At 68.6% G+C, this 24906-nt stretch carries 24 protein-coding genes and 2 pseudogenes; 5 read left to right on the top strand and 21 right to left on the bottom strand.

Translation table 11 applies throughout. From position 1 onward, the window contains the following. Window positions 1–43: 43 nt before the first annotated feature. Complete coding sequence (locus I4Q55_RS42400; RefSeq protein WP_242547726.1) at window positions 44–910, bottom strand: hypothetical protein; 867 nt, start codon at window positions 908–910, stop codon at window positions 44–46. 171 nt (window positions 911–1081) lie between these two features. Here I4Q55_RS42400 and I4Q55_RS42395 point away from each other — a divergent pair, with 171 nt between their 5' ends. Next, a complete protein-coding gene (locus tag I4Q55_RS42395) occupies window positions 1082–2542 on the top strand; it encodes a GAF domain-containing sensor histidine kinase (RefSeq protein ID WP_206796238.1) in 1461 nt (486 codons plus the stop codon). Here I4Q55_RS42395 and I4Q55_RS42390 read toward each other — a convergent pair. After that, window positions 2517–3689: a N(5)-(carboxyethyl)ornithine synthase gene (locus tag I4Q55_RS42390; RefSeq protein WP_206796232.1), complete on the bottom strand. Its 1173-nt coding sequence runs from the start codon at window positions 3687–3689 to the stop codon at window positions 2517–2519. The two genes, I4Q55_RS42395 and I4Q55_RS42390, sit on opposite strands and share 26 nt — an antisense overlap. A 330-nt stretch (window positions 3690–4019) precedes the next feature. Between I4Q55_RS42390 and I4Q55_RS42385 the strand changes: the two genes are divergently transcribed. Both I4Q55_RS42385 and I4Q55_RS42380 read left to right on the top strand, forming a co-directional pair. Continuing rightward, window positions 4020–4235: a hypothetical protein gene (locus I4Q55_RS42385; protein WP_206796231.1), complete on the top strand. Its 216-nt coding sequence runs from the start codon at window positions 4020–4022 to the stop codon at window positions 4233–4235. A 67-nt stretch (window positions 4236–4302) separates the two neighbouring features. Then, the gene (locus tag I4Q55_RS42380; protein WP_206796230.1) at window positions 4303–4449 is read left to right on the top strand and encodes a DUF6307 family protein; all 147 of its coding nucleotides are present in this window, start codon (window positions 4303–4305) and stop codon (window positions 4447–4449) included. Between the two features lie 118 nt (window positions 4450–4567). On the opposite strand, the gene I4Q55_RS51150 is transcribed toward I4Q55_RS42380, so the two are convergent. From I4Q55_RS51150 to I4Q55_RS42335, 9 genes and pseudogenes are all read right to left on the bottom strand, one after another. Beyond that, the gene (locus I4Q55_RS51150) at window positions 4568–5752 is read right to left on the bottom strand and encodes a response regulator (protein WP_374194538.1); all 1185 of its coding nucleotides are present in this window, start codon (window positions 5750–5752) and stop codon (window positions 4568–4570) included. A gap of 159 nt (window positions 5753–5911) precedes the next feature. Beyond that, window positions 5912–6529: pseudogene (locus I4Q55_RS51145) on the bottom strand (histidine kinase dimerization/phospho-acceptor domain-containing protein); the annotation flags it as partial. A 274-nt stretch (window positions 6530–6803) separates the two neighbouring features. Beyond that, window positions 6804–7318: pseudogene (locus I4Q55_RS51140) on the bottom strand (chemotaxis protein CheB); the annotation flags it as partial. 165 nt (window positions 7319–7483) lie between these two features. After that, window positions 7484–7777 (bottom strand): ANTAR domain-containing protein, encoded by a 294-nt coding sequence (locus I4Q55_RS50830; RefSeq protein WP_307793458.1) that lies wholly within the window; start codon window positions 7775–7777, stop codon window positions 7484–7486. Window positions 7778–7878: 101 nt separating this feature from the next. Further along, window positions 7879–8295 (bottom strand): ATP-binding protein, encoded by a 417-nt coding sequence (locus I4Q55_RS42355; protein ID WP_206796227.1) that lies wholly within the window; start codon window positions 8293–8295, stop codon window positions 7879–7881. A gap of 199 nt (window positions 8296–8494) precedes the next feature. Beyond that, window positions 8495–8941, bottom strand: coding sequence for a hypothetical protein (locus tag I4Q55_RS42350; protein ID WP_206796226.1), 447 nt, complete (start codon window positions 8939–8941; stop codon window positions 8495–8497). A gap of 272 nt (window positions 8942–9213) precedes the next feature. After that, entirely contained in the window at window positions 9214–9369 is a 156-nt protein-coding gene (locus I4Q55_RS42345; protein ID WP_206796225.1) for a DUF6307 family protein, read from the bottom strand. Then, window positions 9366–9557 carry an RGCVC family protein gene (locus I4Q55_RS42340; RefSeq protein ID WP_206796223.1) on the bottom strand — a complete coding sequence of 64 codons (192 nt, stop codon included), beginning with the start codon at window positions 9555–9557 and terminating at the stop codon, window positions 9366–9368. Before I4Q55_RS42340 ends, I4Q55_RS42345 begins: the two co-directional genes overlap by 4 nt. Next, entirely contained in the window at window positions 9554–10549 is a 996-nt protein-coding gene (locus I4Q55_RS42335) for an acyl-CoA desaturase (protein ID WP_242547725.1), read from the bottom strand. The genes I4Q55_RS42340 and I4Q55_RS42335 overlap by 4 nt, the downstream gene beginning before the upstream one ends. Window positions 10550–11871: 1322 nt before the next feature. Here I4Q55_RS42335 and I4Q55_RS50430 point away from each other — a divergent pair. Then, complete coding sequence (locus I4Q55_RS50430; protein WP_206796219.1) at window positions 11872–12924, top strand: EcsC family protein; 1053 nt, start codon at window positions 11872–11874, stop codon at window positions 12922–12924. A gap of 88 nt (window positions 12925–13012) precedes the next feature. Here I4Q55_RS50430 and I4Q55_RS42325 read toward each other — a convergent pair whose 3' ends face one another. Further along, on the bottom strand, window positions 13013–14965 hold the full coding sequence (locus I4Q55_RS42325) for a hypothetical protein (RefSeq protein ID WP_206796218.1): 1953 nt from the start codon (window positions 14963–14965) through the stop codon (window positions 13013–13015). A gap of 300 nt (window positions 14966–15265) precedes the next feature. Beyond that, window positions 15266–15628 (bottom strand): hypothetical protein, encoded by a 363-nt coding sequence (locus I4Q55_RS42320; RefSeq protein ID WP_206796217.1) that lies wholly within the window; start codon window positions 15626–15628, stop codon window positions 15266–15268. Between the two features lie 73 nt (window positions 15629–15701). Between I4Q55_RS42320 and I4Q55_RS42315 the strand changes: the two genes are divergently transcribed. Then, window positions 15702–16448, top strand: a complete 747-nt coding sequence (locus tag I4Q55_RS42315) for a DUF5131 family protein (RefSeq protein WP_206796216.1) — start codon at window positions 15702–15704, stop codon at window positions 16446–16448. Window positions 16449–16451: 3 nt separating this feature from the next. On the opposite strand, the gene tcmP is transcribed toward I4Q55_RS42315, so the two are convergent. The 8 genes from tcmP to I4Q55_RS42275 form a co-directional block, all read right to left on the bottom strand. Then, entirely contained in the window at window positions 16452–17789 is a 1338-nt protein-coding gene (tcmP, locus tag I4Q55_RS42310; RefSeq protein ID WP_206796215.1) for a three-Cys-motif partner protein TcmP, read from the bottom strand. 261 nt (window positions 17790–18050) lie between these two features. Beyond that, window positions 18051–19127 (bottom strand): site-specific integrase, encoded by a 1077-nt coding sequence (locus I4Q55_RS42305; protein ID WP_206796214.1) that lies wholly within the window; start codon window positions 19125–19127, stop codon window positions 18051–18053. Window positions 19128–20783: 1656 nt separating this feature from the next. Next, entirely contained in the window at window positions 20784–20933 is a 150-nt protein-coding gene (locus I4Q55_RS42300) for a hypothetical protein (RefSeq protein WP_206796213.1), read from the bottom strand. Then, entirely contained in the window at window positions 20906–21256 is a 351-nt protein-coding gene (locus I4Q55_RS42295; RefSeq protein WP_206796212.1) for a hypothetical protein, read from the bottom strand. Before I4Q55_RS42295 ends, I4Q55_RS42300 begins: the two co-directional genes overlap by 28 nt. A 76-nt stretch (window positions 21257–21332) precedes the next feature. Further along, a complete protein-coding gene (locus I4Q55_RS42290; protein WP_206796211.1) occupies window positions 21333–22361 on the bottom strand; it encodes a S9 family peptidase in 1029 nt (342 codons plus the stop codon). A gap of 13 nt (window positions 22362–22374) precedes the next feature. Continuing rightward, window positions 22375–22725, bottom strand: a complete 351-nt coding sequence (locus tag I4Q55_RS42285; RefSeq protein ID WP_206796210.1) for a hypothetical protein — start codon at window positions 22723–22725, stop codon at window positions 22375–22377. Window positions 22726–22739: 14 nt separating this feature from the next. Continuing rightward, window positions 22740–23240, bottom strand: a complete 501-nt coding sequence (locus I4Q55_RS42280) for a TetR/AcrR family transcriptional regulator (protein WP_206796208.1) — start codon at window positions 23238–23240, stop codon at window positions 22740–22742. 69 nt (window positions 23241–23309) lie between these two features. Then, window positions 23310–24836: an FAD-dependent oxidoreductase gene (locus I4Q55_RS42275; RefSeq protein ID WP_206796259.1), complete on the bottom strand. Its 1527-nt coding sequence runs from the start codon at window positions 24834–24836 to the stop codon at window positions 23310–23312. Window positions 24837–24906 lie beyond the last annotated feature (70 nt).

Below are 24906 nucleotides of genomic sequence, written 5' to 3'. Positions count from 1 at the left end.
TCCTGGTCACCGGGATCCACGGCGCGCAACGGCGTCCGGGCGGTTAGCGGCCGAACGGGTGCGCGTCGCTGATCACGACGTCTTCGAGCTGTGTCCGCTCGAGGGACGGCACGGCGGTGCCGTGGCCGAGGCGCAGCATGATCTGGGGCCAGAGCCCGCCGCCGAGCAGGTGGCGCAGTTCGCGCCGGGTCGCCGGAATCGCCATCGCCTGTGTGGAGAGCGTCGCCGAGAGTCCGGCGGCGGTGGCGGTGAGCAGGACCCGCTGCAGGGCCTGGCCGGCCTGGAGCCGGGCCAGGGCGGTGTCGCGGAGCGAGCCGATGACCACGACCAGCCGGCCGGGTTCGACGTCGAGGTCGGTTCCGCAGCCGGGGCCGGGTGTCGCCGGTGGGGCTTCGGTGCGGTGCATGATGTCGCGCAGCTGGGGCACCTGGTCGTCGGTGATGGTGGCCAGCCAGGCGCGTTCCACTTCGGCTGCCCGCCGGAGCTGCCGCTGCACGGCGTCGGGGATGACGGCGGCGGTGAACGGGCGGCGGTTGCTCTGCCGGTCGGCGATGGCCGCCACGAGTTCCCGGTCTTCCGGGGCGATCGTCTCGTAGCCGTTCGGCCGCACGACGGCGAGCAGGTCGGGCCGGTCCGCGGTGGGGAACAGGCGCGTATCGGCGTGGCTGCTCTGCGCCTTGATCGCCAGCCGGAGGTTCAGCAGGGCGGCTCCGCAGTCCAGGAGCCGTTCCCGCTGCCGGCTGTCGGTGCCGGTGGTGAGCGAATCCGAGTACAGCTCGACGGCGTCCGGCGTGCACTGGAACCGCCACGGCCGGGCGTTCCGCAGGGGTGGCGGCGCCGTGGCCGCGAGGAGCACGGATTGCATCTGGCTCGCGTTGAGATGCCCGACGGGCATGACACCGGTCTTCATGGACGGCTCCCGAACTCCTGGACTCCTGGCTGTTCTCCACCGTTCGCCCGGGGCGGCGGCTCGGCCAAGTGCCGAACGGCCTTCACCCGGCGGCGAAGGTCGCCGGTTGCGAACCCGTTCGGTTCACGCCGGAGCCCGCCGCGGGCCGGGCGGCTGTGTCACTGTGGAGGCATGCCCGCGGAAACGACGTCGGGCCGGGACCGGATGGACGCGCTGCCGGCGGCCGTCCTCGCCTTCTCCGCCGGTCTGGAGCTCGAGACCACGCTGCACCGGATCGTCCTCGCCGCCACCGGCCTGGTCGGCGCCCGGTACGGCACGCTGGCCCTGCTCGACGAGGACGGCCGGACCACCGGGTTCGCCGCGACCGGCGCCGACGACGTCACCCCGGTGCCGGCCGTTCTCGACGTCCCGCTCCTGGTCCGGGGCGCGGTCCTCGGCCGGCTGTGCCTCGGCGGCGAGCGGCCGTTCACCGTCGACGACGAACGGGCGATCGTCGCGCTGGCGGCGGCGGCCGGGATCGCGGTGGACAACGCACGGCTCTACGAGGAGAGCCGGAGCAGGCAGCGGTGGCTGGAAGCCACCGGGGAGATCTCCGCCGAACTGCTGGGTGGCACCGAGGTCCACGAGGTGTTGCGCCTGGTGGCGACCCGGGCGGCCGAGCTGACCGGCGCCGACGACGCCCTCATCGCGCTGCCCGTGTCGCCGGGTGGGGCGCTGGCCGTCACGGTGTGCGCCGGCCCCGACGCCGAGGCGCTGACCGGCCGCCGGATCCCGCTCGACGGATCGACCTCGGGCGCGGTGCTGCGCGACCACGTCCCGCGCAGCGTGCCGATCCTGGCCTACGGCCTGGGCATGGACCTCGGGCCGGCGCTGGTGGTGCGGTTGCGCTCCGGCGAGTCCACCGCGGGCGTGCTCGTGGCGGTCCGCGCTCCCGGCGCGGCGCTGTTCGACGAGCACGAACTGCAGCTGGTGTCCGCCTTCGCCGACCAGGCCGCGCTGGCGCTGCGGGACGCCGAAAGCCAGGCCGCCCGCCGCGAGCTGGACGTGGCGGTGGACCGGGACCGGATCGCCCGCGACCTGCACGACCACGTCATCCAGCGGCTGTTCGCGGTCGGCATGGGGATCGAGGGCACCCGCCGCCGGGCGGACTCGGCCGCGGTCACCGCCCGGCTCACCCAGCACATCGACCAGCTCCAGGACGTCATCGAGGAGATCCGCAGCGCGATCTTCGCTCTGCACGGCCGGCCGGGAGCCGGTCGTGGCCTGCGGGCGCGCCTGCAGAACGCGATCACCGACGGATGCGCCGACTCCGCCATCCGCGCCACGGTCCGGCTGTCGGGAGCGTTCGACCGGGTGCCCGCCGGCTTGGCCGAACACGCCGAGGCGGTGGTGCGCGAAGCGGTCAGCAACGTCCTGCGGCACGCGCGTGCGGCGGAGCTGGCGGTCACCGTGTCCCTGGCCGAGGATCTGGTCGTCGAGGTCTCGGACAACGGGGTTGGGATGCCGGAAGCCGTGGCGCGCAGCGGGCTGCGCAACCTCGAGCAGCGTGCCGCGGAAGCAGGCGGGTCGTTGCGGCTCGAACGCCCGGACGGCGGCGGTACCTGTCTCAGGTGGACGGTTCCGGTGCCGTGAGCCGCCGGTGCGGATATTCCGGCGAGCGGTCCTGGAAGGACAGGATCGCGGGGTTGCGGATCGTGCCGTCCCGGATCTCGACAGCGCGCCGGACGGTCTCGTGATTGCCCCATGTGGAGTGTCCGGAGAGGACTGTGCGCAAGTGGGGGAGCAAGGCTTCGCTGATTTCCCAGGTCGCGGAGTTCCACAGGTAGGACGGGCTGTGGTCGACGGCGTAGTAGGTGATGCCGTCGCCGACCGGAAAGGCCGGCCGGGCGAACGTGGTGGGCCGCGCCCAGCTGAAGCCCATGCCTTCGTCGCAGGAGACGTCGACGATGAGGCTGCCGGGCCGGAACGCCGCGAGGTCGTCCTCGATGAGGAAGGTCAGCGGCGCGTCGGTGTCCTGGAGCACGCAGTTGACGACGATGTCGTGCTCGGCGAGGAACCCGGCCAGCGGCACCCGCCCGTGGGCGGTGTGCGCGTGGCTGCGCCGGGGGTCGCCGGGGTTGTTCTCGTCGTGGTCGAAGTGGACCATCGTCGCGGAGTGGATCGGTGAGGCGACCGCGCTGAGACCGCGAGCGGTGAGGACTTCGACGTCGTGGATGCCGTGGGCGTTCAGCGCGGTCACCGAGCCGCGTGCGGTCGCGCCGAAGCCGATCACCACCGCGCGAAGCCTGCGGCCGTAGTCCCCGGTCGAACCGATCAGCTGCAGGGCGTGCAGGACCGAGCAGTAGCCGGCCAGTTCGTTGTTCTTGTGGAAGACGTGCAGCCCGAACGAGCCGTCGCGCCGCCAGTGGTTCATCGCCTCAAAGGCGATCACGGTCAGCCGCCGGTCGAGGGCCAGCTGGGTCAGCTCGGCGTCCTGCACGCAGTGCGGCCAGCCCCACAGCACCTGGCCGGGCCGCAATTCGGCGACGTCTTCCGGCAGGGGTTTGGCCAGCAGGACGACGTCGCACTCGGCGATGAGCTGCTCGCGCGTGCGCAGCCCCGCGACAGCGTTCGCCAGGTGTTCGTCGGGCACCCCGAAGGGGTCGCCGTAGCCGTGTTCGAGGTAGATGCGGTCCCGGAGATCGGCGTCGATCCGGTCGAGGTGGTGCGGGTGGATCGGCAACCGCCGTTCGTTCTCTTTGCGGGAACGCGCGATGACGCCGAGACTGAGCTGGTCCACGAGGGCCCCTTTGCTAGAACCCAGTCTTAACACACCCAGCGCGGCCGTCGTGTACGCTGGGTGTAGTCCGAGAGCATTTCGTGCGCAAGTGGTCGAACCTGCGCCGTCCTCGGCCCCAATCCGACGCTGCCAGCGGCCGGGGACGGGAGCACCGACATGCCGTCGGACCCCAAAACCACTCTCACCGAATCACGGCCGCGCTGAAGCCCAGGCACGTCGACTGGTGACCCCGCATCGGTGCCCTGTCCGTCGTCCGGCCCTCGCCGCTCGCATACCCGGCGCCGCCCTCCGGCGGCGCACACGAAAGGATTTCCCATCAGTACTCCCACCATGGACAGCTCGTTGTTCAGCCATCCCATCGCGGAACAACCCCGCCCCGGAATGCTCACCACACCGCAGGACAGCCGGTACGGGAGCTTGTTCCGCCAGCCGGTGTACACGCCGGCCCCCGCTGCCGAAGACGAGGCCGAACGCTCCCTGCGCCGCCGGCCTGCCGCACCCGGCAAGTGGGCGCACGACCCGTCCGGCCGCCGCACCCGCCGGTGACATCGGTGCTTCGGGACAAGTGCTTTCCCTTCGATCCGGTTGTGTCATCAAGAGAAGAAGGTCAGACATGGACTTCGTGTCCCGTTACGAACAGCGAGTGAACCTCGTGGAGAACACGGTGAAGGAGAATTCGCCGCTGTCCGCCGAAGAAGCCCGCGCATTGGCGATCCGGTTGCTGCGGACGCTCGAAGAGATCCCCGAGAAGATGCGGTGACCGCAGCGCTGTGGGCAATGGGTCCGGCGTCCGCAGACGGGCACTCACGTGGCGGGCGATCAATTCGGATTTCCCCGCGTCGAGACTGGCAGTCGATTTCGCCGCGCAGGTTCCTCTCTCAGGGCTCGGCCACCGGACCGGGGACTTCGGTGGCGGTGCCGACCCACTCGACGATCTCGCCGTGGTCGTCGCACAGCGGGACGGCCCGGGAGTGGGTCCAGCCGAGGGTGCCGTCGGCGCGGCGGACTCGGTGGACGGTGTCGAACACACTTTTCGTGCGGACTGCTTCGTCGATCGCGGCGAGCAGGCCGGGCTGGTCGGGCGGGGCGATGTAGCTGTCGAGCCAGGAGTGACTGGGGGCGGTGGTGTCGGCGATGAACCCGCGACCGTCGAGCCCGCGCATTTCGCTCCAGTCGGGGTTCATCCGGTAGACCGCGTCGAAGGTGGCGGCGACGAGGGCGCGGAACCGGCGGTCGCCGGTTTCCCGGACGCGGCGGCGTTCGAGCTGGGCGGCGATGCGGGCGACGAGCTCGCTGGGTGCGAACGGTTTGACCAGGTAGTCGTCGGCGCCGGCGGTGAGGCCCTCGACGGTGGCTTCGTCGCCGGCGCGGGCGCTGAGCATGATCAGCGGCACCTCCCGCAGTGCGGGGTCGGCCCGCAGGCGGTGGGCCAGTTCGAGCCCGTCCATTTCCGGCATCATGACGTCGGCGACGATCAGGTCGGGCGGGTTCCGTCGGGCCGATTCGAGCGTCTGCTGCGCGTCGCCGACGGCGTGGACGTGCCAGTTCGGTGACAGGAGCCGGGTGAGGTAGTCCCGCATGTCGCGGTTGTCGTCGACGACCAGCAGCCGTGCGCGGTCAGGCTGCGCTGGGGCCGGGGTGTCGTCGGTGTGGGTGTCCCAATTCTCCGCGGCTTCGGCGAGGGCGGCTGCGGTGGCGCGGTGGACGCGGCCGGGCTGGGCGCCGACGGTGGCCCGGGGCTGCTTGCGCGTCACCCACACGGTGAATTCACTGCCCTCGCCCACGGTGCTGCGTACCTTGACCCGGCCGTGCAGGAGCCGGGCGAGGTCGTGGACCAGCGCCAGGCCGATGCCGGCGCCGTCGTGGGTGCGCGAGCGCGTGGCGGGGGCGCGGTGGAAGCGGGTGAACACCTTGGGCAACTCGTCTTCCGGGATGCCGACGCCGGTGTCGCACACGGTGACCTGGATGTGCTGGGGCAGCTCGCGCAGGGTGACGGTGATCGTGCCGGCGAAGGTGAACTTCACGGCGTTCGACAGCAGGTTGGCGACGATCTTCTCCCACATCTCCGGGTCGACCGGCACCGGCGCGCTCAGGGGCGGGCAGTCGACCTCCAGGGTGATCCCGGCGTGGTCGGCCGCGCCGCGGAAGGTGCTGGCGATGTCTTCGGTGAGCTGGGCCAGGTCGGTGGGCTCGGACCGGGCCCGCAGGCGGCCCGCCTCGATCTGCGAGAAGTCGAGCAGGGTTTCGACCATCCCGAGCAGCCGGCGGGCGGCGACGTCGACCTGCTCACGCAGGTGGGCGGGCAACTCCGACTCGGGCGCGGCGAGGTCGTCGAGCGGAGCGAGCAGCAGGGTGAGCGGGGTGCGCAGTTCGTGGCTGACGGTGGAGAGCAGCTGCGTCTTGGCGCGGTCGAGCTCGGCGAGCTGGTCGATCCGGTCGCTCTGGCGCCGCCGGTGCACGGCGTCGGTGAGCGCGGCGGTGGCCTGGGCAGCGACCAGGCCGAGGAAGTGCCGGTAGGTCTCGTCCAGCGGCAGCCGCGGGCTCACGCCGAGGATCAGCACCCCCGCGGGGGCGCGGGCGGGGGTTTCGCCGAGCGGGAAGAGCATCGCGGACCCGGGTTCTTCGCCGTCCGCGCCGACGGTCACCCCGCGGAAGGCGTGCGCCAGGTCCGTGGCGAGGACGGGTTCGCCGGTCGCCACCAGCTCGGCCACCGGCCACTTCGGCCGCCGCCAGGACAGCAACGCGGTGTGCGGCGCCAGCGGCCCACCGGCCGGGGTGCCCACCGCGGCCACGAGTTCCGCCCGCTGCCGCGTCGGGTCGGTGAGGTAGCCGACCCCACAGCAGGCACATCCCCACCGGGCTGTCGAGCACCGTCCGCACCAGGGTCACCAGCTGCGCCGGCCACTCCCGGACCGGCCCCAGCGGCGTCTGGCTCCAGTCGACCTTCCGCGCCAGCGTGGCGACTTCGCCGGTCCCGGCGAACACGAAGCCGGTATCGGGGCGGTCCCCGGCGCCCCGGGGCAGCAGGCCGCCCTGCGCGACATCCCACAGCACCGGCCCGATCTGGGCCAGGTCCAGCACCAGGTTCGCCACGCCCGCCTCAGTCACGGACGAGGGCATCGACGAGTGCTCGGCGGACTGCGCGCTCTGCGCGATCACGGTGCCGCCGGCCTGCCTGATCGCCTGGGCACCCACCAAGCCGTCCTGGCCCATACCCGACAGCACCACGGCCACCGCGCGCTCGCCGACCGACCCGGCGAGGGAGGCCAGCAACGCGTCGAGCACGCCGCCGGAACCGGGGCCGGTGGCCGGGGCCAGCGACAGCGTTCCGCCCGGCAGCAGCTCCATCACCGTCCGCGCCGGGCACACGGCCACGGTGCCGGCCGCAGCGGATCGCCGTCGGCGGCCCACTCGACGGTCAGCGGCAGCCGGCGGCGCAGGATGTCGGCCAGCTTCCCGCCGTGTCCGCCCATGTGCTGGGCGACCACCACGGCGAATCCGAAATCGGCGGGCAGCGTGCTCAGCACGGAAGTGATCGCCCCGAGCCCGCCCGCGGACGCGACCAGCGCGACGACCGGCGCAGCGGTGTGCCCCGGCGCGCCGGGGATTTCGAGCGGGGATGACACCATCGCCCCAGTCTGCTCGCTGGTAGGTGCCCGCACGTCCATCGGCGCTGCGCGCCGAACCGAGTGGCGGGCCCAACCGGCGCTGCTTGGTCACGCTGTGGGCGGTCGCACCCGCCGTTCGAGGCCGGCGCCACCGAACACCGGCGGACGGATCTCGGCAGGGTGAGGTCACCTTGCCACCAGCATCCGGAACGCCTGCATGGCGTCGATGTCGTGGCGGTTCATCAAGATGCCCTTTGCCATGCCGATGACGTCGTGGTGCTCGATCGCCACGTGCAGCTGGGCTTCGGTTTGCGCGCCGGCGAGCGCGATCGCGGCGTGGGTGACGAAGATCCGGCTGTCGTCGTGGGTCTGGCCGCCGGCGAAGTCGACCTCGCCGTCGCCGGCCGCTTCACCGCGCTCATCAACGAGGAACTTCGCTTGAGACCGCGGGCGCTGCTCGACGTGCTCGGCCTCAACCACGTCCTACCGCTTCACAGCTGCACCGCCGCAGGCGCTCGCCTGGCTGGCCTTTTTGTCCAGGCTGAGCGGGCAGGACACCCGCTGGAATGTCCAAAGCCCGGCTACGAACTTTCGGGATCATCGCAGTCGACGCGTCCCCAGACGAGCTTGCCGTCATCGTGGGAGCTCACCCCCCACTCGGCACACACCTGATCGACAACCAGCAGTCCACGGCCGCCACTGTGGTCGGGAACGCGCATCCGTGGCTCGCCGGCACCGACGTCGGCGACCGCAACCGTGACCTCGCACGAGTCGTGCGTGTGGTGGATCCGCAGCTGATCGGCTCCTCCAGCGTGCTGGTACGCGTTCTCCAGCAGTTCCTCGACGACCATCATCGTGCCGAGGCGATCGTTTTCACTCAACGTGGTCAGTCGGCCCTCGACCCATCGACGGGCGGCGGTCAGGACCGAGGGATCCGTGCCGGCCAGCTCCAAGACCTGCCAGCCTTCCTGACCGTACGTACTCCAAGTGACGAGCACCGTGCGGCTCCTTCCGGTGCCGCGCTCGCTGATGCAAGCGCAGCACTCTATCCCTTCGGTCTACCCCCGGTGGAGGTAGTTACTCGTCCTTCTGATCACAATCAGTGACCATTGGTCGGGTGCTGGAGCGCGGCGGGCCTGGCTATCACGAAGGCATGTCGTGGTGGGGGCGGGCTGCCGTTCCGGCGTGGGCTACCCATCACCGAGACCAGGTCGTGGTGACAGTGGTGCCCTCGGTGTCCTTGTCGATCGTGGCGTGGTCGGCGACGGTCACGGTGAGGCTCTGGTTGCGGCTGCGGGGCGAGCAGCGAGAAGGTCCCGAGCCGTCCGAATAGGCGTGGTCCCCGGGGTGAGGCGTTGTGCCGCCGGCGGTGCGGCCTTCGACCACGAATCCGTCCGGGCGGGCGGCGGGCTCGGCCGCGAGTGCGGTGGCGAGGTCGACGGAGGCGACGATCGCGTCGAAGTGTGGCCGGCGCAGCACCGGCCGGTCGTCGACGGCGCGGTCACACGGCTCGAAGTGGATGGCGAAGTCGCCGTCGGTGGAGGTGGCTCCCTGGACCCGGACCGGCAGGGTGATCGATTCGTGGCGGGCGAGGCGGTCCAGGACGAGGGGCAGGCCGGCGGGGTTGCTGGCGCCCGTCGGCACTGGTCGACACCGGCCAGCATCGCGCCGTAACAGGCGAACGGGATCGGCAGTTCGATCTTGCGGAGGTAGCTGATCCCGACCGGTCCGTCGTGGTTCTCCTTGGCCAGGAAGAGTTCGACGAAGTTCGCCGCGACGGTGGGCTCCCGCAGTGCGTCGCCGGGTTCGGGGTGAACGGGGGCACAGGACGGTCGTCGGTGTGCAGATGGCGAGGTGACACGTTCGTCCCAGCTGACTTCGAAGCCTTCGGGCTGCCGGACGTGCTCCGCAGAGTCTCAGCGGATGTGTTCTGGGACGGTGTCGAGCTCGTGCACCATGTGCACGGCGAGCGCGAGCGCCTTCACGTCGCTGAGCGTCGTGTGCTCCAGGACGATGTGCTTCACGCGGTCTACGCGCAGCTGGTAGCGAGTGGCGGGTTCGGTGGTACTCATCGGTGGGTCCTCGTCTGTTTCTCAGCGGCATTGGTATGGCCTTGGACGGTGCTGCATACGCAGCCCCGGTCGGCGGCCTGACCGGCCTGCGTCGCCGCGCAGTAGCGGCGCGCGATCGCGTCGTGCTCGCTCAGCGGGTGCGGGCAGCTCGGGCACCGCGGGTCGGTGCGGGGGACGTCGGCTGTCACGGGGTGGCTCGCAGCGGTTCACCCACCGCGTGGAGGTGCTGCAGCACGTACCCGTACGAGCGGGCCCAGCCGCACTGGGCGTAGGGGATGCCGTGCCGGGCGCAGAAGTCGCGGACGATCACCTGGGCGTGTTTGAGGTTCGGCCGGGGCATGCTCGGGAACAGGTGGTGCTCGATCTGGTAGTTCAGGCCGCCGAGCGCGAAGTCGGTCATCCGGCCGCCGCGGATGTTGCGGGAGGTCAGTACCTGCTTGCGCAGGAAGTCGAGCTTGTGCCCGGCGGCGAGCATTTCCATGCCCTTGTGGTTGGGGGCGAACGAGCAACCCATGTACAGCCCCCACAGGAACTGGTGCACCAGGACGAAGATGATCCCGGTCAGCGGCGACAGCACGATGAACACCGCGGCGAGGTAGGCCACCAGGTGCCCGATGAGCAGCGCGGACTCCAGCTTGTGCCGGCGGATGTCTCCCCGCCACGCCGCCTTCACGCTCGAGACGTGCAGGTTGAGGCCTTCAAGCAGCAGCAGCGGGAAGAACAGGAACGCCTGGTACTTCGCCACCCAGCGCAGGAAACCACGCTTCTGCGCACTCTGCGCCCTGCTGAACGCGAGCGCGGCGATGTCGACGTCCGGGTCCTCGTCCTCGTTGTTGGGATTGGCGTGGTGACGCGCGTGCGTGCCGATCCACCAGCCGTAGCTCAACCCGGTGAGTCCACCGTGGACGAGCCCGGCCGCGTCGTTCGCCCGGCGGCTGCCGAAGATCTGCTTGTGCCCGGCGTCGTGGCCGATGAACGCCAGTTGCGCGAACACCATCGCGAAGAACGCGGCGAGGAACAGCTGCCACCACGAGTCGCCGAGATAGGCGAAGGCGACCCAGCCGCCGCCGAACGCGGCGAGGTTCACCCCGATCCGGACGGCGTAGTACCGGCGCCGGCGCCGCAGGAGCCCCGCCTCCTTGATCATCCGCGACAGCTCGGCGAAATCGCTACCGGGCATCGCGGGAGTGTCCGAAATTCGCGTGGAAGTCATCAACGCACCGCTCTGGGTAAGTCGCAAAGGCTTGTCCAGCAACGGTTTCCAGCCCTGACGGGTCTGGGTCCGATTCGGGAAAGGGCACTGGGGCCTGGTCGCGGTGGTACCGCGTCCTGCGCACAGCCTGCCATCCGGTGCGGTCGTTGGCAATTCCCCGTGGATCATCGAAGAGGTGTACAGTCGGCCACATCGGGATGACGGTGACTTACCGCACACCCGCTACCTTCCGGCCGGATCGCTCCGACCGGAGACAGGAGCCGAAGCCGGGTCTCGTTCGTCTCGCAGCCGTGCCGGCCGATCGACCGGCGAGCAGCCGCCCGCAGTTGCCCAAAGCGACGCCCGAGGCGCCCACCTGGGCTGCTACAACGAGACTTTCTCGGCCGGTCCTGTCATCGGGAGGTTCGTCGGCGAGTCGTGGTTCGGCGTCACCGCGCTCGGCCCGCCGACGAGCCGACATGTTCAGCAGGCCCCACGATGAGGTAACCGCTCAGGCAATTTCGGCAGTTGTTGTAGCCAGGGGTTTCCGGAGACGGCGTCGCGAAGTGCGCGATGATGTGGAGGCCGTTCTTGCGGGCGTGCCAGATGTAGCCGCGGACGCGTAGCCAAGCGAACCCCTCGAGGTTGGCGGAGACCGGCAACCCCATCAGATCTGCCAGCAGCAGCTGCGCGGTCCGCGCGACCGGGATGAGCTGGAAGCTCCACAGGTATACCGTAGCGCGGTCACGTTCGGCCCGTCCGCACTCGGGCGATCTCCTGCCCGCGCACGCGCGAACTCCACTGCCTGCGCCGCGACCAACGCGGCCAGCTCGTCATACGAGGGACGAACACCCTGCCACAGAACAAGATTATCCCGCTCGGCTACTCGCGGCCAGAAACGACGGCTGGTCGAAGTAGTCGTACACGTCCTCGGCGCGCTTCTTCAGGGGGCCGGCCAAGCTTGGTGATCTCGACCAGCGTCTTCGGGACGCCGGTGCTGACGTCGCCGATCAGGTTGGCCGTCGGTGATCCTGGGCGTCGCGGCGTGGCGTCGAGGGCGATCGTCGGCCGGGGCGCAGACCCGGCTCATCGAATCCGCTTTGCACCTGCACGGACGCGCATTGGCCATCACACTCAGCGCAGAGATCACCCGGATCTGCCGCACGGGACGCTGATCACGGTCGGCTGGGCGTCAGCTTTCACGGTGACAATTGTCGTTGGCTGCTCGGCGCTGTCGGCAACGGAACCACTTACCATGCCCATGAGTTCGCCGCAGCAGGCGGAGCGGTCTTCGGATCGAGGGGGTGGCCGTGGGTGTCGAGCAGATGAGCCCATATGAGCGTGCGGCGTGGCAGGACATCGAACGCTGGCGTAGCGGGCGGTTGGCGGTCAACGAGCGCCGGCTGGTGCCGCAGGGCGTTCGTGATCGCCTGGTCAAGGGTGGCCAAGTCGCCAAGGGACGGCTCGAGCAAGTGCCGGGTGCGGAACCGCTGACCGCGATCGTCCACAACTCGATCGACGGCCTGCTGACGTTGGTGAACAAGGCCAGCGAAGCGACGCTGCGACGCCAGGCAGTCGTCGCGGCCTACGTCAAGCGCGGGCATGCTGTCAGCGAGCTGAGCGACATCCACAAGCTCGACCTGGTCGACATCGACAAGGCCAAGCCTCGTCTGGGGCTGCGCTATACGGCTTTCAGCGCGGTCGAGGGCGCGGGTGCCGGCCTGGCGGTTTCCGGCGGCGAATTGCTCGCGTCAGCTGGTGGTGTCTTCGGTGCGGGCGCCGGCGCGGCACCCGGTGCGGGCACGGTTGCCGCGGCGATGGCGGCCGACGCCGTGCTTGTGCTGGGTGCGATGACGAGGGCGATCGCCCACACCGCGGCGTACTACGGCTACGACACCGAGTTGCCCCAGGAGCGGGTCTTCGCGCTCGGTGTCCTCAGCTTCGGGATGGCTCAGCAGACCAGCAAGGGCATCGCGTACGTCCAGTTGAACAAGCTCGTGAACGACCTCGCCCGCAAGGCGACGTGGGAGCAGCTGAACAAGAACGGCGTCACCCGGATCGTCAAAGCGTTCTACGAGCGATTCGCGATGCGGCTGACGAAGCAGAAGCTCGGACAGGCCGTGCCGGTCCTCGGCATCGCGATCGGCGCCGGACTCAACGCGCGGCTGCTGCACAACCTCACCGAGGACGCCGAGAACCTTTACCGCGAGCGGTTCCTACGCGAGAAACACAACCTTGAGACCGTTGATGTCACCGCGACTACTGAGGGTGCTGACCTTGATCTGGGCGACGACACGGTCCTCATCACGGAGATCGTCGAGGAAGCGACCGCCGACAAGCAGCACACTCGACAGGATGACTGATCCGATCCTGCCGAGGGCCGGTGATGTGGGCTCGTCACCGGCGACGCTGTCGTAACTATCTCGGCGCCACGCTGTTGGCGGGTGCGGATCACCGGATGATCTGGGCGGGAAAGTCGGGGTCGTCGAGTGCGAGGCTGATTGCTGAGATCGCTTGAGCAACGGCGATGGCGGCGCTCGCGGTGGACAGGTCGTCGAGTGTGCCGGATGGTGCATTCTCGTCCGTGGTGGCGGACTTCAGCAGCGATGCTCCCGGGTCGGGGCACTGTGGCTCCCGGTGGGGGAGTTCGGGTAGCTGCCGGAGGGCCTGGAGGGTGCGGTTCCACCAGGTAGTGATTTCGTTGCGGAGGGCGGGTTCGTCGCGGGGGTCGGTGCTGCGCAGGGCGGGCAGGTCGGCGGCGAAGCTGCCGGCAATGGCGGGATCAAGTGCGGCTGCGGTGGTGAGGATGTAGCTGCGCAGGCGCCGCGTGGTGCGGTTGTCGTCGTCGGTGGAGAGCAGGACGCAGGCTGTGGTGGCGGGGTCGAGGAACAGTTCGCGGGCGACCCGGGCCGGCGTGTCGGGACTGGCGGCCGCGGCCGTGATCAGCGCCAGGAGATCCCGGGCCATCCGGACACGTCGGCTGGTGCTGCCCGACCTGGGCAGGAGTCGTTCGAGCGCGGCGTGGAGATCGTTGTAGGGGTCGCCGTCAGGATCGTCGTCGTCCACGCGGAGGGTTTCGATGGCTCGCAGCGGGGGCGCCAGAAGCTCCGCGGCCTTGCTCTGGTTCGTGTTGCCGGTTGCCTTTGCGATGGCATCGGCACCCAAGATGATCAGGACGTCGTGGGCGACGTGATGCAACGGCCCGGAAGTGACCTCGGTGTTGGACAACAGCGACCCGACTTCGTCGGAGACCCCGTCGTCGAGCAGATCGGGATGCAGCAGCGCGGCGCGGACCAGCACGTGCGCCTCGGCTGCGGCGGCGAGTTCCTCGTCATCGTCTTCCGCGGCTTCGGTGAGGCGTTCGTCGTCGAGTTCGGCCAAGACGCCGACGGCGGGGCTGAGGTCGTCGCATTCCAGGTCAGCGAGCCAGAGCCACGGCGAAGGGGCATCGTCGGTGAGGTCATGGGTCAGGGTCGCCAGGACGCGTAGTCCCGCCCACAGCAGTGCCCGCAGCTGTTCGCGGCTGCGTCGTTCGTCGGCCTCGTCGTCGAGGTCGCCTGTGCGGCGGTTCCATTGCAGGTCGTGGCGTTCCATGAAGTCTTCGACGAGGACGTGGCCGCGCATCCGGTCGTCGTCGTAGTCGATGGCCGGCCGGTCGATCTCCGCGCGCACTGCCTCCAGCAACTGCTGTGCCAAGGCAGCGTCGCCGCCGCCGTGGCCTGTCAGCGGCCGCCGGGCGCCGGAAGCAGCCTCGTAGCGGCCGGCGGCGATCAGCAGCGTGCCGAGCTCACCCCCGACTTCGCGGCCCCACGGGTGTTGTGCAACGGCACCGGCGACGAGGTCGGCGGCGTCGACGGCTTCGGGGGTGTGGCGGCTTTCACCGGTCGGGTCGTGCAGGTCGCGTACGGCTCCGGCGATCAGGAACTGGGCGGCCATCTCGAGCAGGTCGTGGCGCAGGTGTTCCGCGACCGGGAACCGTGGGCCGTCCTCGCGCAGCGACGGCAACCAGTCGCCATCGGCGTCCGGGGCGGTCAGTTTGACGGCGCGTAGGGATTCGGTGGTCCAGCCCAGCAGCGCAGGCGCTGCGTCGGCGAGGTGCCGGCCCAGGCTCGCACCGATCGTTGTGGCGACTTCGAGTATGTCGGTGTCGACGGCGAGGCCGATCATGGCCCCGTCGCGATAGCTCAGCACACGCATATCGAGCAGGCCGGGGCCGTCGGTGTCATCTTCGGTGTCTTCGTTGGCAGCGGCAGGCTCGTCATCTTCGTCGTCGAGCCAAGAAACGGCAGGGACGTCCCAGCCGGCTTTCAGCAGGTCGACGATCAGCCCCGGCAGTTGTGCTGCCGCGGCCGCGTCGGTGATCGGTTCCGGCGCGGTCATTTCCAGCCACACGGCGTACGGCACGCCCTCACCCCTCCACCCACGGGTACCTTGACCGGCGACAGTTTAGGGCGAGAGGTGCATATCGCCCGCCGCGATATCCGCTATCTCGACTTCTTGCGGGCGACGGCTTGAGGTTGATCAGGCTCACCTACCGGTCGAGATGTATGCCCTGTGCTCTGTCCTCGCTCGCTCACCTTGTCGGCTGTGACATGGCCAACGACAGGGAGTCCGACATCCTGGCCTCCAACCGGTCGCCGTGATGACTGCGCCCGGTCCCTGTGATGGCGTGTCAGCGCGGATGTGGGCTGGACGCCGTCTTCGTCAGGTTGGCTGGATTGGTCCGGACTGCGGCGTCTCGGCTTTCAATTGCCCGGCCTTCTCGTCCGAAGAACATGCTTCTCCGGCTAGTTCCGCGGCCCATGACCACGCTGAGCTGGGATTCCGGATGTAGAACTTCCGTCGTGATTCGTTCACCGGCAACGGGGACAGCAAGCCGGTCGTCACCAGCGATTTGAGCGGTTGCTGGAGGTTGCTGATCGAGATATCGAGCGAACGGGCGAGGTCAGTGAGGCAGACGATGCCGTCGGGTGACTCCGCGACAGCGAGCATCAGCTCAAGGCGATACCGCTGTCCGAAGGCTGCTTGCGACAGTGCGCGCAGCTTCGTCAAGCGATCTTCCGACATGCTGTCAGCATACGCGGTATTCGTTACGAGTATCCCGTAATGTAGGAGTCAACCGACTAGGGTAGGGATCAGAATGGGTGACCGGTCGTCGATCGAGTGGACGGAAGCAACGTGGAACCCGACCACCGGGTGTGACCGGGTTTCGGCTGGCTGCGACAACTGCTACGCACTTGCATTGGCTAAGCGGCTCAAGGCGATGGGGGCCGACAAGTACCAGATCGACGGTGACCCTCGCACGTCCGGCCCTGGCTTCGGCGTGGCGCTGCACGAGAGCACGTTGCGGCAGCCCTACCGCTGGAGGAACCCGCGTGTCGTCTTCGTCAACTCGATGAGCGATCTCTTTCATGCTCGTGTGCCGCTGACGTTCGTGCAACGGGTCTTCGAGGTGATCGCCGATACACCGCAACACACCTACCAGGTACTGACGAAGCGTTCAGCGCGACTGCGTAAGCTCGCGGATCGGCTTGACTGGCCACCGAACCTGTGGATGGGAGTCAGTGTCGAAGACGACACGCAGCTATCCCGTATCGATGATCTTCGCAGCGTTCCCGCGTCGGTCCGCTTCCTTTCCTGTGAGCCGTTGCTCGGACCACTTCCGAACCTGAACCTCGACGGCATCGGCTGGGTCATCACCGGTGGCGAGTCGGGGCCGAACGCACGCGAGCTGGACCGCGACTGGGTCCGCGACATCCGAGACAGCTGCCAGCTCTCGGGCGTCCCGTTCTTCCACAAGCAGTGGGGCGGTCGGACGCCAAAGGCCGGCGGCCGTGAGCTGGATGGGCGTCTCTGGGATGAGATGCCGATCCAGGCTTCCGCCTAATCCCTAGTCCCTGCGCCTGATCGTCTGCCGCCGGATCTTTTGCGTCGTGTCCCGTCGATGAACGAACCCGGTGTCATGCAACTGGTCCCAGGCGCGTCGAAGGTGTTTCTCGCGAGCGAGCCCGAGCGTTGCGCCGTAGATGTCAGCGAACGACTCTTCGATCCGTAGCGACGATGTCTGGTCCAGCATGTTCCGGATGTTCGAGGCGATCGTCGTCACCCAGCCGTTCTCGAGTTCGGCCTCGATGTCGCGTGCCTCTTGCTCGGTTATGGAGATGATGAGGTCTTCGCCGAAGAGGTCGGGTGGCTCTTCGCGCCGCCGCCGTGCTAGATCTTCGGAGAGGTCGATCTTGCGAAAGTGTTCGCGCCATTCAGCGTTCGCTCCCGAAGCGGCTTCGTTGAACTGGTAAGGAGCCGCCTGGTGCCTGAAAAAGAGGATCAGGAGGAACAATGGCGGGTGATGCGGCCGCCTTCGGATAGGTACGGAGAAGGACTTGAACCCCGTTGCGGCCAGAACTCGACGACGGAACTCGGTCGCTACCGTTTGAGCGGCCCGCGCGGCAGACCCAGGCTCTCCGGATTCTCTGGCCGCCGTGAACGTATCCCTCCACCAGTCCCCGCCAAGAAACGCATCGATGCGTTCGAGGGTCGCCGAGTTCCCGGACGTAGTCTGCTCGGAGTCTTTCTCCTGGCCCGTGATAAGTCCGCCGATGCGCCACACCATCTCAAGATTTAGATTCAGAAGTACTTCCGTCTTGAGGGCGCTGTCGCGACCCATCAACTGCCTGGTCATCATCTCGTAGGGGAGTGCGGTTCCGAAAGGATCAAGAAAAGCGAGCAGGGGAGACTGACCGGCGATCTCAAGTGCCTCATCGAGTCGATCCTGGACATCTCCATCAAGTACGTCATAGTTGAGATCTGCGCCAGCTTCGTCAGCGAGAACTTGACGAAGGTTCTCCGCGTATTGAGGTTTCCGCTCGACGAAAATGCAGTGGAGGTCCCGAGACCACTTCGCGATCGTCGTTGCACTGCGCACCGCCAACAGCGGAGATCCGGGTGCCCCGACCGCCTCATCACCTTCGGGTTCGTACCGTCCAGGACCCGCGTAGCCGTCAAGATAGACGACGCGCCCTCCGTCGCTGGTAGACCCGGTCATCGTGGCGAATACCGGCGGATACCGCATCAGCACACCGTGCTTCAGCACAGCGGCAGCCTGTTTGCGCTGGAAGAACACGTCGTTCGCCGTCACCAGCGTCGCCCCCTTCTCTCCCTGGTAACTCAACGTTGACAGAGAGTGATAGTGATCACTTACCCCTGACTGGGTGAAAGTCGTGTCGAACATGCCGAGGGTTACCGCCTCGGAGTCACTGGATCAGCGTGCGCGTCGTTCGCTCCGCTGTTCAATCAAGATTCGCAATCGTGCTGGTCACAGCCTCGACGACCGGGTTGACCGGCAGTCCGGAGCAGCTGTCCGAGCTGAGCTTGCTGGCAGACTGAGCCGGAGGGCCCGGCGCCGTTGTAGTAACACGCAGTGCAACGGTGCTGACAGTGCGGAGAGGCCGACCGGGTGCTCGCCTGGAGAGCGGGATGTCGTCCTGCCGCGTTATCGGAGTTGCCGGATTCGTGTGGAGCGTCCGGGCCGGGCGCGCTGGATTGGACGCCGCGGCGCGGGCCGGGGTCCGGTGGCGTCGTGGAGGAGGCGGGCGGTGGCTTCGGCGGCGTGGTGGGCGAGGTCGGGCAGCACAGTGGCGTAGGTGTCGGCGGTCAGCGTGATGCTCGAATGCCCGAGCAAGGCTTGGACGGTGCGCAGGTCGTTGCCCGCGGCCAGGGAGAGGCTGGCGGCGCCGTGGCGGAGGTCGTGCAGCCGTACCGGCGGAAGCCCTGATGCACTGTTGAGCTGGCGGAAGATGACGGTCAGGAAGTCCGGCCGCAACGGAGCATCGCCGTGGTCGGGGAAGAGGAACCCGACCGGTTCACTGGTGCCGGGGTGGGTGGCCAGCCACTCGATCCGCAGGCCCTGCAGCAGGGCGGCGGTCGTGTGGTCCAGGGCGATCACCCGGTTGCTCGAGGCGCTTTTCGGTGCGGCCAGTTCAAGGTGCTTGCCGATCTGGCGGACTTGACGGGCCACGGTCACTGTTCTCGCCTGGAGGTCGAGGTCGGACCACTGCACCCCGGCCACTTCGCCTCGGCGCAGCCCGAGCAGCGCGACGAGGTGGAACAACACGTACAGGGGATGCTCGCGGCGGCGGAGCCAGGCGAGGAACTCGGCGGTCTGGGCGGCGGTCCACACCGCGACCGCCGGCCGGATCCCGCTCGCCTGCCACAGCGCGATCCGGGTCGGGGTCCACACCACCGGATGCGGCTTCGACCCGGACGGTAGTTCCACGAAGCGGGCGGGGTTCGAAGCCAGCAGGCCGCGACGGACCGCGGCGGTGAGCGCGGCGCGCAGGGTGGCACGGATGCGCTGCAGCGTCGCCGCCGACAACGGCCGGCCAGCGGCCGCGTGCGTGCGGGTCAGCGAGGTGAACATCGCCTGCACCCGGACCGGGGTCAGCTCGGCGACCGGCTCACGTCCCAGGTGTGGGATCAGGTGGCGTCGGACGTGCATGGCGTAGCTGCGCATCGTGGACGGCGCCAGGTTCTCCCGGCTTTCCAGCCACAACCGCAACCACTGCGCCACCGTGGTCGCCGAGCTCGAAGTGCCGTCCAGGGTGGCGGGTTTGCTCAGGAAGTCCCGTGCCGCGCCTGCGGCTTTCCGTGAGGCGAACCCGCCGCGGCGCAACTGCCGTCGCCTGCCGTTCTTGCCTGGCGGTATCTCCAGCCGGAAGTACCAGCTCCCATGACCGCGTACGTCCAGTAGCGGGCACTGGTTTCCCAACCTGCGGCCCGTCAGGGGGTCGTGACATCCGCATCGTTTGAACAATCCATCACCTGATGTCATGTCCATGCACCTCATTCGTAACGAAGACCCGTGACCACTGCTGCGTCACAGGGGGGCGCGATGGCGGAGTGCTGCCGTGATCACGGTGAATCGCCACCGGACTTGATCCTGAACCGGTATCCGACGATCGTCCACGAAAGACTGTCTATTCGTTACAAGGTGGTGCGTCGAGGGGCGGAATTTGGCAGTGTGGCAGCGACCTCGGTCGTCATCGTCATGGTAGCCACAAAGGACAGATGTGCGATGGCATCGATTGCCCGGTCGGGAGGGATGCGATCTCCGGTCACGGTCTTCGAGTTAGGTCGGCCTGTGGCGGCTGCGGCGATGCCCCCGGCGGCATTCGAGGGTGAGATCACTTCTGAGTGATCTTGCCGTGTTCGACGGGCACGGGCCAGGCTGCCTGTTCAAGACTTGATGATGATCTTGAGAATCCAGCCCGGCGAGACTCGGGAACAGTTCATCGCTCGCCTCGCGCGGTCAGCGCCCCCGCTCTCCGAGGTCACGATGTCCGAGATTCGACGTCTCTTGCCACCGGTCCGGGCCGATCGCAGCCAGGCCGGTCCGGTCCACTCGGAGAAGTCGTGACGCCGGAGCAGCGATCCATGGCGGCACGCGTTGCCAGCTACACGCGATGGGCGTACTGCGAGGACCGGACCGCCGCAACTGCGCCGGCTCGACGTGGTTTCGACGACCGGTGGACGAGGCAGGTCGATCCGGACGGCGTGTTACCGCACGACGAGCGAATGAGGCGGGCGGAGGCGCTGCGGAGGGCACACTTTGTGCGGATGGCACTCCTGTCTTCGCAAGCACGCGCTCGCAAGCGCAGCACTTCATGACCCCTACTGCCGAAGCGGTGGTCAATGAGGCTGGGAGTAAGGGTGGGTCGCGAGAGGTTGGCGGGCGTGGTCGGACAGCTGCCGATTGTGAGCTTCGAGGCCACCCCTGGGTTGCTGTCGCTCGCGATCAGCGGTGTATAACATGTCGCATTTGGATTGATTGACGGTGGGTCCGCAATGGCCCAGAATCATGGGTAGTGCGTCTCCGATGGGTCTCCGTTGCCGAAGTAGAGCCTGATACTGGGCGACACTCCGCGACACTGAAAAGGGGCGAAGATGTCGGCTGACCCGCATTTATTGGCACAGGTCGGCATGCGGTGACACTCGCCGATATTGGTTTCCCGTAGACTTTTAATCCGTAGGTTCTGGGTTCGAGCCCCAGGCGGCCCACCAAGGCACCACGCGTGCTGACCTGCTTGTTTACTGTCGTTGTTGATCTCTGTGCCCCGTCTTCGTGGGCTCCCGGTAAGCCCGAGATGGGCTCGGGGTTTGACCTGTCCTTCGCCGGATAGATGATCGTCCTTTCGCGGGTTGCTGCGGACTGCCCGGGGTGGAGTCGTTACAGGCGGGCAGCCGCGTAGCCGTGCGCCGGTGGCTTTGCGGCGGTGAGGACGTGGTGGATGGTGGCTTCGGCGGCGCGGCAGGCCAGGTCGGGTAGGACGCTGACGTAGGTGTCGGCGGTCAAGCCGATGCCGGAGTGCCCGAGCATGGCTTGTACGGTTTGAGGTCGTTTCCGGCGGCCAGGGAAAGGCTGCCGGCGCCGCGCCGTAGGTCGTGCAGCAGGCTGCCGGACCGGGTTGTGAACATAAACTCTTTCGATGCGGGGTCCACGTCGTCGGCGGTGTCTTGCCGGTATTGGCGAATCAGGGCGATGGTTGCGCTGTCGAGGCCGATGACCCGGTTACTGGCCTCACTTTTCGGTCTGCCGATCTCGATGCGGCGGATCTGGCGCGTTTGCAGCTTCGTCGACGGCGTGAGCTCGCCGGAAGCCCTGGTCGAGGCATCCGTCCGACTTGAGCTGGACGCGATCATGCTGACCGACCACAACGGCATGTGCGGCTGGCGCGGAGTGCGTGGAGGCGGTTCGGCGTTTCGTCCTCGGCCTGCTTCAGCGCTGCGCGAACCGGTGCAGGGCGTGGAGTACGGCCGGGGCGGGGGTGTCCGGGTGGTCGGCGTCGTGCAGGAGGTGGTCCACTCCGGGCAGTGGCACCCGGCCCGGTCCGCCGGCGTGTGCGCGGTGTAGGGCGGCGGTCAGGGAGTCCGTTGTGGCGCAAGGGACTTGGGCGTCGTTCGTGCCGCAAGTCAGCAGCACCCTGGTTCCCGGCCGGAGCGCGGCGGCGGTGGCCGGTGGATAGACGGCGTCATCGCTCAGCACGAATCGGGCGTTGGGGCCTTGGAAGGCCTCGAAGAGCTGGGCGACGGCGGGTGGCAGGTCGGTGGTGTCGACCGGGCGGTGTTCACGCAGGGCGGTGACGGCGGCGTCGATCGCCGCGTCGATCGCGTGCTGCTGCTCCGGGGTCAATTGACCCTGCCGGGTCGCCTCGGCGGTCTGGGCGTGCAGTTGCAGCGCGACCAGGTCCAGCAGGCGGATCGCCTGCGGTTGCAGCAGTGCCAGGCCGGTGGGGCGCGGGTGGACGGTGCCGCCGAGCAGCAGCGCGGTCATCGCGCCCTCGCTGTGCCCGACGACCATCAGGGCGTGTGGGTCGGTCTCCGGTTGATCGCGCAACCACTCGTAGGCGGCCGTTGCCTGACGGACGAACGCCGGGTAGTCGAGTGCTTCGGGGTGGTCGCGGTAGGCGCCGAGCCCGGTGCGGCCGGTGCCGTACTTGTCGAACCGCAGCGTGGCGACCCGGTCGCTGTCGAGCGCGTCGGCCACCTGCGCCAGGGTGTTCTGGGAGGCGTGTGGTGGTTGGTTGCCGTCGCGGTCGGTGGGTCCGCTGCCGGGCAGCAGCACTGCGGCGCGCAACCGTTGCCCGGCACGGTGCGCGGGAACGTGCAAGGTGCCGTACGTCGCCGTCCCGTCGACGGTGAAAACGACCTCGCGGTCGGCGGCAGGCACGAGGCCGGGCGTCGCCTCGGCCGGGGTGGCGGTCACGGCAGCCAGCGACAGCACGGCCGCGGCGAGGTGGGAGTACATCGGCGTATCTCTTTCAGCGCAGGGCGTTCTCGACCAGCGCGACGGTCGCGCGGGGGTTGTCGACTTGGAGAACCAGGCGGGTGTAGCGCTCGTCGGCGAGTTCGATCACGACGGCCTTCGACGGATCCTTGACGTCCCAGAAGACCTTTTCGCCGTCGAGGTGGAACGTGCCCGCCGTGATCACGCCGGGCACGTGGGCGCCGGGCGCACGGATTCCCTTGGGGTCGGCGGCGATGCCGGGATCCGCGGTCGCGCCGCGGACGTTGGCCAGCGGGATGGTCAGGCTGCTCTTGAAGGCCCAGAGCTTGTCGAGACCCTCGATCACGACGACGAGGTCGTCGGCGTCGATGTGGACCAGTGCCATGTCTGTTTTCCTTGTCAGTCGAGGGGATCGAGGTGTTGGGCCAGCGCGGTGCCGACACCGTCGGGGTTGCCGCGCAGGAGGATGCCCAGTGCGGCCGCTGTGAGGGCGGCGGCCAGGTCGGTGGAAATGCCGAGCGCGTCGGCGATCGCCTGGTCGACGGCGGCCAGTGCCGCGGTCACTTCGGCGGCCACCTCCTCGTCGTCCGGCGCCCGTTCGACCGCCGCGAGCAGCAGCAGGCCGAGGTCGGCCGCCGTGACGAGCCGCAGCGCAGTCTCGGCATCCGTTGCCGCGGCAAGCGCTCCGGCCAGGGGGTGGACGTCGTCGGCGAGGTGGCGGCGCAAGGCGACCAGGTAGAGGCCGCGCTTGCTGCCGAACGTCTTGTACAGGCTGTTGCGGTGCACGCCGAGGTGGGTGACGAGGTCGTCGACGGACACCCCGTCGTACGCGCGGCTGCCGAACAATCCGACGGCGGCGCGCACCACCTCGTCCTCGTCGAACGCCCGTTGCCTGCCCATGCCGTGACGATAGCCTTTTGAGGAACGATCAGTCAAGAACGATCGTTCCTCAAAATTCGAGGACGGGCATCAGCCGAATGCGGCGAGGTAGTTCATGACGACGTTGAGGTCGCCGGCGTCGGAGATCAGCCCGATATAGCCGTCGGGACGGATCAGGACGAGCGTTCTGCCGGAGGGGTCATAGGCGGCCGCGAGGTGGCCGGCGGTGTCCTCGATTTCACCTTCGCCGGCCGGCTGTGCGACGACGTGTAGCACCCGAGGTGCGGTTCCGGGAAGCGTCGTTGCCGGCGTTGGGCCGAAGTCGAGGAGGGTGAACCGGCCTCGGCCGATCAGGTCGAACAGGCGGTGGACTCCGTCGACGGTGGCCAGCGCGGTCGCGTCGGGGGCGCGGTCTCCGGCGCGGAGGCTTGCCTGCTCGTCGCGGTCGTCGCGGGCCAGGGCGGATCCGCGGTATCCCACGTCGAGCTGGATCGTGCTCGCGTCCCGGTCGACCGGGACCGCGTTGGTCTGGATGGTCTTGGCCAGCCGCGTGTTCGAGAGCGCGAGGACATGAGCGGCGACGGGACGGCGCTCGGCCTCGTAGGAGTCGAGCAGGGCGAGCGGGGCGCCGTCGTTCACGACGGCGGCGAATTTCCAGGCGAAATTGTGGGCGTCCTGGATTCCGGTGTTCATGCCCTGTCCGCCGGCCGGCGCGTGGATGTGCGCCGCGTCACCGGCCAGGAACGCGTTCCCCACGCGGTAGTGCTCGACCAGGCGAATGTTGGCGCGCCACACCGAGGTCCACTCGGGTTCGTGGAGACGGATGTCGGTCCGGCCCGTCCTCTCCTCGAGGGTCGCCTGGAGGTCGGCGAGGCGGAGCCGAGGCTCCGCGCCGGGCGCGAGGGTGGCGGCGTACTGGAATGCATCGGTTGAGGGAAGCGGGCAGAGGCTCATGATGCCGGTCGGGTGACGCCAGGTCTCCCACGCGTCACGGCTGAGGCCGGAAGCCGGCAGATCGGCCAGGACCATCCGGACGTCCTCGCGTGTCTCGCCGGCGAACGCGACGCCGGCTTGTTTGCGGACGATGCTGTGTCCTCCGTCGGCGCCGACGAGCCACCGCGCGGCGACGGTCGCGGCCGTGCCATCGGTGACGATCTCGGCCGTGACGCCGTCGTCCGTCTGGGTGAAGCCGACCAGTGCGGTGCCGAACTCGACCGCGCTCCCGAGCTCGTCGAGCCGGAGACGGAGCGCCTCCTCGACTCGCCACTGGGGCGTGATCAGGCTCGCCGCGTACGGGATGTCGGGCCGGTTCGCCAACGACTCCGGGATCGCACCGCCGCGCGTGACCTGGCCGTCGGGACCTGTCGAGTTCATCGGAATGGCCAGCTGACCGTTCGCGATCACCCGCTCGGCGATGCCGAGGTCCTCGAAGATCTCCAGAGTGCGCGGTTGCACCCCCTTGCCGCGGGAGCCCGGACGCGGACCGGGCTCCGCGTCGATCAGGCGGAACGGGACGCCGCTGCGCGCGAGCTCGACAGCCAGCGTCAGGCCCGTCGGGCCGGCACCCACGATCAACACCGTGGTGGAACCCGCTGCGACACTGCACGGCTCACTCATCACGCCTCCCCTGCAAGAAAGTAATATCTTTCTTGACTCTAGGCTCCGGTTGCAAGAAAGGCAAACCTTT

It is taken from the genome of Amycolatopsis sp. MtRt-6 (assembly GCF_017308975.1).
Lineage (GTDB): Bacteria > Actinomycetota > Actinomycetes > Mycobacteriales > Pseudonocardiaceae > Amycolatopsis.
This window is presented reverse-complemented; position numbering and strand designations above follow the sequence as displayed.

Bases quoted from the DNA above. Each gene is read 5' to 3' on its own strand.
- I4Q55_RS42400 (WP_242547726.1), bottom strand. From the start codon at position 910: ATGAAGACCGGTGTCATGCCCGTCGGGCATCTCAACGCGAGCCAGATG.
- I4Q55_RS42395 (WP_206796238.1), top strand. From the start codon at position 1,082: ATGCCCGCGGAAACGACGTCGGGCCGGGACCGGATGGACGCGCTGCCG.
- I4Q55_RS42385 (WP_206796231.1), top strand. From the start codon at position 4,020: ATGGACAGCTCGTTGTTCAGCCATCCCATCGCGGAACAACCCCGCCCC.
- I4Q55_RS42380 (WP_206796230.1), top strand. From the start codon at position 4,303: ATGGACTTCGTGTCCCGTTACGAACAGCGAGTGAACCTCGTGGAGAAC.
- I4Q55_RS51150 (WP_374194538.1), bottom strand. From the start codon at position 5,752: ATGTGGGAGAAGATCGTCGCCAACCTGCTGTCGAACGCCGTGAAGTTC.
- I4Q55_RS42345 (WP_206796225.1), bottom strand. From the start codon at position 9,369: ATGAGTACCACCGAACCCGCCACTCGCTACCAGCTGCGCGTAGACCGC.
- I4Q55_RS42335 (WP_242547725.1), bottom strand. From the start codon at position 10,549: ATGCCCGGTAGCGATTTCGCCGAGCTGTCGCGGATGATCAAGGAGGCG.
- I4Q55_RS42320 (WP_206796217.1), bottom strand. From the start codon at position 15,628: ATGTCGGAAGATCGCTTGACGAAGCTGCGCGCACTGTCGCAAGCAGCC.
- I4Q55_RS42315 (WP_206796216.1), top strand. From the start codon at position 15,702: ATGGGTGACCGGTCGTCGATCGAGTGGACGGAAGCAACGTGGAACCCG.
- tcmP (WP_206796215.1), bottom strand. From the start codon at position 17,789: ATGTTCGACACGACTTTCACCCAGTCAGGGGTAAGTGATCACTATCAC.
- I4Q55_RS42300 (WP_206796213.1), bottom strand. From the start codon at position 20,933: ATGCTCGGGCACTCCGGCATCGGCTTGACCGCCGACACCTACGTCAGC.
- I4Q55_RS42295 (WP_206796212.1), bottom strand. From the start codon at position 21,256: ATGATCGCGTCCAGCTCAAGTCGGACGGATGCCTCGACCAGGGCTTCC.
- I4Q55_RS42290 (WP_206796211.1), bottom strand. From the start codon at position 22,361: ATGTACTCCCACCTCGCCGCGGCCGTGCTGTCGCTGGCTGCCGTGACC.
- I4Q55_RS42285 (WP_206796210.1), bottom strand. From the start codon at position 22,725: ATGGCACTGGTCCACATCGACGCCGACGACCTCGTCGTCGTGATCGAG.
- I4Q55_RS42280 (WP_206796208.1), bottom strand. From the start codon at position 23,240: ATGGGCAGGCAACGGGCGTTCGACGAGGACGAGGTGGTGCGCGCCGCC.
- I4Q55_RS42275 (WP_206796259.1), bottom strand. From the start codon at position 24,836: ATGAGTGAGCCGTGCAGTGTCGCAGCGGGTTCCACCACGGTGTTGATC.